The sequence below is a fragment of the Pararhizobium sp. P1_E7 genome, assembly GCF_056405855.1.
Genome location: NZ_JBFUBH010000145.1, coordinates 1 through 3,915, shown reverse-complemented (window position 1 = coordinate 3,915; position 3,915 = coordinate 1). Strand labels below are relative to the sequence as shown.

4 protein-coding genes and 1 pseudogene are annotated in these 3,915 nt (G+C 59.2%); 2 read left to right on the top strand and 3 right to left on the bottom strand.

The genetic code is table 11. The features are described 5' to 3' along the window. Positions 1-945: sensor histidine kinase (locus AC1D17_RS27990; protein WP_477568491.1), on the top strand; the 945-nt coding region annotated here is incomplete at its 5' end. Positions 946-1,109: 164 nt separating this feature from the next. Then, positions 1,110-1,523: pseudogene (locus tag AC1D17_RS27985) on the top strand (organic hydroperoxide resistance protein); the annotation flags it as partial. 211 nt (positions 1,524-1,734) lie between these two features. Here the strand turns inward: AC1D17_RS27985 and AC1D17_RS27980 are convergent. From AC1D17_RS27980 to AC1D17_RS27970, 3 genes are all read right to left on the bottom strand, one after another. Further along, the gene (locus AC1D17_RS27980) at positions 1,735-2,094 is read right to left on the bottom strand and encodes an EF-hand domain-containing protein (protein ID WP_477568490.1); all 360 of its coding nucleotides are present in this window, start codon (positions 2,092-2,094) and stop codon (positions 1,735-1,737) included. 88 nt (positions 2,095-2,182) lie between these two features. Beyond that, a complete protein-coding gene (locus AC1D17_RS27975; protein ID WP_477568489.1) occupies positions 2,183-3,166 on the bottom strand; it encodes a quinone oxidoreductase family protein in 984 nt (327 codons plus the stop codon). Between the two features lie 54 nt (positions 3,167-3,220). Continuing rightward, positions 3,221-3,787, bottom strand: a complete 567-nt coding sequence (locus tag AC1D17_RS27970) for a TetR/AcrR family transcriptional regulator (RefSeq protein ID WP_477568492.1) — start codon at positions 3,785-3,787, stop codon at positions 3,221-3,223. Positions 3,788-3,915 lie beyond the last annotated feature (128 nt).

Below are 3,915 nucleotides of genomic sequence, written 5' to 3'. Positions count from 1 at the left end.
ATCCCAGGCGACAGCAAGCGGCTGCAGGGACATCTGACGCTTTCAGACGGTTCACCGCTCACCATTGACGTGACGCCGCGCGGCGTCATGCCATTGGCCGAATGGTTGCCCTATGTGTTTGCCGCACAGATGGTGCTGCTGATCCTCTGCACCTGGTTTGCGGTGCGCCAGGCAGTTCGCCCGCTTGGCGATCTCGCCGCAGCCGCCGATGCACTCGATCCCAACAAGATGGGGTCCCCATTGAGCGAGAGCGGGCCGAGCGAAGTCGCCAATGCAGCGCGCGCCTTCAACGCCATGCGTGACCGTATCGCCCACTACCTGGAGGAACGTGTGCAGATCCTCGCGGCAATCTCGCATGACCTGCAGACGCCGATCACACGCATGCGGCTACGCGCCGACATGGCGGACGATACCCCCGAAAAAGACAAGCTGGTCAGCGATCTTCGTGAGATCGAGCGGCTTGTGCAGGATGGGGTTGCCTATGCGCGCAGCTCTCACGGCAGTGGCGAAAAGACATCTCGCATTGATCTGTCTTCCTTTATCGACAGCATCGCCTACGACTACCAGGATACTGGAAAGGCGGTCACGGTTGCCGGCATCGTCCAGGGCACGGCTGTGACGAAGCCGCATGCGTTGCGGCGTATCCTGACCAACTTCATCGACAACGCCCTCAAGTTCGCGGGTGCTGCCGAGATCCATGTCGAACGGCCGGCCGGCGGAAAGACCGTTGTTACGGTCTCCGACCGCGGGCCAGGTATTCCAGATGATAAGCTCGAAGCGGTCATGCAGCCTTTCTATCGGCTCGAGACTTCGCGCAATCGCGACACGGGGGGTACAGGGCTTGGACTGGCCATCGCTCAGCAGCTTGCCGTCTCGGTCGGCGGCGCAGTGCGGATCTACAATCGCCCCGGCGGGGGGCTCGCCGCGGAAATATCGCTGCCCTGAAAAAAGCCCGGTTTCGTCGGACATTTGTATGAAAAGGTAACCCGGCGCGCATCCTCTACGATCTGATACATTTTTGCCTGTTCTGGAAACATGCCTGATACGTCGAGGCGGCAAAACGCTCCTGTCAACAGCGTCGCTCTATGCGACAGAACGAAGGGTGTTCCATGACGACGATCGAGAAGGTCCTCTATACCGGCAAGACCCATACTACCGGCGGTCGCGACGGCGCGGTGCGCAGCGACGATGCGCGGCTTGACGTCAAGCTTTCGCTCCCGGGCAGCGGCAAGCCCGGCACCAATCCCGAACAGCTCTTTGCAGCCGGCTGGTCCGCCTGCTTCATCGGCGCCCTGGGTCTTGCCGCTGCCAAGCGCAAGATCCGGTTGCCGGCGGAGACCGCGATCGACGCGGAAGTCGATCTCGGCATGACCGGAGACGCCTATGGCCTGCAGGCGCGCTTAAACATCAGCCTACCGGGCATAGATCCGGAACTGGCGCGCGTGCTGGTCGAGGAAGCCCATCAGACCTGCCCCTACTCGAAGGCCACGCATGGTAATATCGCGGTCGAGCTGAATCTTGCCTACCTGTCTCAAAAATCCACGGAGCGTACTATGAAGCGCCTGATCGCTGGCATGCTGGCGCTTGCCGTCTTTGCAGCGCCTTGCGTCTATGACGCGTCCTCGCTGGAACCATCGCCTATGGCCGCGCTGGCCGCAGCCGTCGGTCTTCAAGGGTAGATAGCCCGGAAATCGGAAAGGGAGCGACTGCGCAAACAGTCGCTCCCTTTTGCCATCAAGAATTGTCGGCTTCGTCCTTGAGTAGAGCCGCAGCCTCCAGCGCCGAGGGATCGGCTCTGAGAAGAAGGTCGTCGAGCATCGATTTCAGGCTCGGATCGCAGAGAGCCGCCGGCATCAGCAGGCCAGTCGTGTTTATCTCATTCTGGCTGACCATTCCGTCGCCGTCGTGGCCCATGCGTTCGCTGTAGTCGACGGTGGGGTCCCCCTGTTCGTCCGCGGCGATGCCGGGTTTCAGGATCTCGTTGAATGCTCTGAATTCATCAGAATCGAGTTCCCCATTTCCGTCTCTGTCGAATTTTGCAAACGCATTATTGAGCATCTGCGACAGGTGGGTGGTATTGTTGATCGACGTCATGATTTCTTATCTCCGGTCGGTGGGATTTGAGTGTCATGGCCGTTTGGAAGATGACCATCCGCGATCGAACAAGCGACGGCAATTGGCTTCATCGGACTGTTGGACGCACTATCAACAGCAGCTTGCCGGTCGTGCGGCGGCTTGCCATGTCAGCATGCGCCCTTGCAGCGTCTGTCAGGGGATAGCTCCCGCCGATGCTGACCTTGAGAGACCCATCTTGAATCCAATCGAAAAGCTGCCGGGTCCGAGCGCGAAGGAGTTCGGGAGTTTGGATGTGGTCTGAAAAGACCGCGTAGCCGATCTTGATGCTTTTCGGCAGGCTCATGATATCCAGAGATCCAGGCCCTCCGAGCACTGGGCCATACCAGCAGAATGTACCTGACCGGCGAAGAGCGTCGAGCGAGCCCTTGAAGGTCCTTGGGCCGGAGCCGTCATAGACGACATCCACGCCTTTGCCTTCAGTCAGGCGCAGGACTTCTTCAGCGAAGTCTCCCTCCGTGTCTACGACAATTGCATCGGCCCCTGCCTGCTTGGCAATTTCAACCTTGTCGGGGGACGAAACGCGACCGATAACGCGCCCACCTCTTAACTTGATGATCTGTGTCAGCAACAGGCCGACACCGCCAGCTGCTGCATGGACGAGTGCTGTGTCCCCGGGGCGCACGGGATAAAAGTCAGTGGCAAAATGGCTGGCGGTCAATCCTTGCATCATGAGCGAGGCCGCGGTTTCGTCGTCGATATAATCAGGGATCTTCACGAGCGCCGTCGCCGGGATGGAAATGCGTTCGGCATAACTTCCTGGGGCGTAAACCCAGGCTAAGCGATCGCCGATCGCGAACTCGGTTACGCCTTCGCCGAGAGCAAGCACGCGTCCGGCTCCTTCGACCCCGAGTATTTTCGGGTTTGCAGTTTCGGTCCAGGCCATGCCCTGGCGAACACCGATGTCCATGAAGTTCACGCCCGCCACAGCAGTTTCGACGAGAACATGTCCGGGCGTTGCGGCCGGCTCAGGATGGTTCACGACCTCGATGACATCGGTATCCCCGATGCCGTTCATAACAACAGCTTTCATCCGTATTCCTTTCTTGACTGATCGTTCCAGAATTGGGCAAAATTTTTTGTGCCGCTACATAATCGCGCGGAGGGCCAACCGCCCGAGCGATGCGAGCTGGTCACGGCCGGAACCCCCGCGCGCAGCGACACGAATTCCGGTGATACTGGCGAAAAGGAAATCAACTACGGCATCTGCCGCCAACGAGTTATCCACGTCGCCGGCCTCCTGCGCCTGCCTGACTCGTTCACTTGCTGCATGTCTTAACCGATGGTCGGCGGCGCGATGGACCTCTGCAAGGTCTGGCCGACTCTGGCCAAATTCGCAAATTGAATTGACGCCAAGGCAAGTCTGGTTCGCGGTTCCGACGACCCGTTCGATCATCGCTGCAACACCGTCAATAGCTCGCGGCTTGCCGCGCAGCATCGCGATATGCGCGTCAGTTTCCTCGAATGCGTAGCGTTCCACCGCGAGGCGATACAGCGCCCACTTGTCCCCGAAGGTGTCATAAAGGCTCTGTCTGCCGATCTTCATTGCCCGCACCAGCATCTCCGTCGACGTGCCCTCGAAGCCGTGCTCTCGAAATACGCCCACTGCCGCATCCAGTGCCTTTTCTCTGTCGAACTCTTTGATCCTTGCCATGCCAAGCCAAATAGGAATTCTGGAATGATCTGTCAAGAATGAATTTTCCACGGCAAAGTGTCTGCCATCGGCGCGGATTAGGTCGATGGTTCGAATCCTGTCAAGGTGAGCAATCGGGTCCTAGACCG

Excerpts from the sequence above, each read along its gene's own strand:
- AC1D17_RS27980 (WP_477568490.1), bottom strand. The coding sequence starts at position 2,094 with ATGACGTCGATCAACAATACCACCCACCTGTCGCAGATGCTCAATAAT.
- AC1D17_RS27975 (WP_477568489.1), bottom strand. The coding sequence starts at position 3,166 with ATGAAAGCTGTTGTTATGAACGGCATCGGGGATACCGATGTCATCGAG.
- AC1D17_RS27970 (WP_477568492.1), bottom strand. The coding sequence starts at position 3,787 with ATGGCAAGGATCAAAGAGTTCGACAGAGAAAAGGCACTGGATGCGGCA.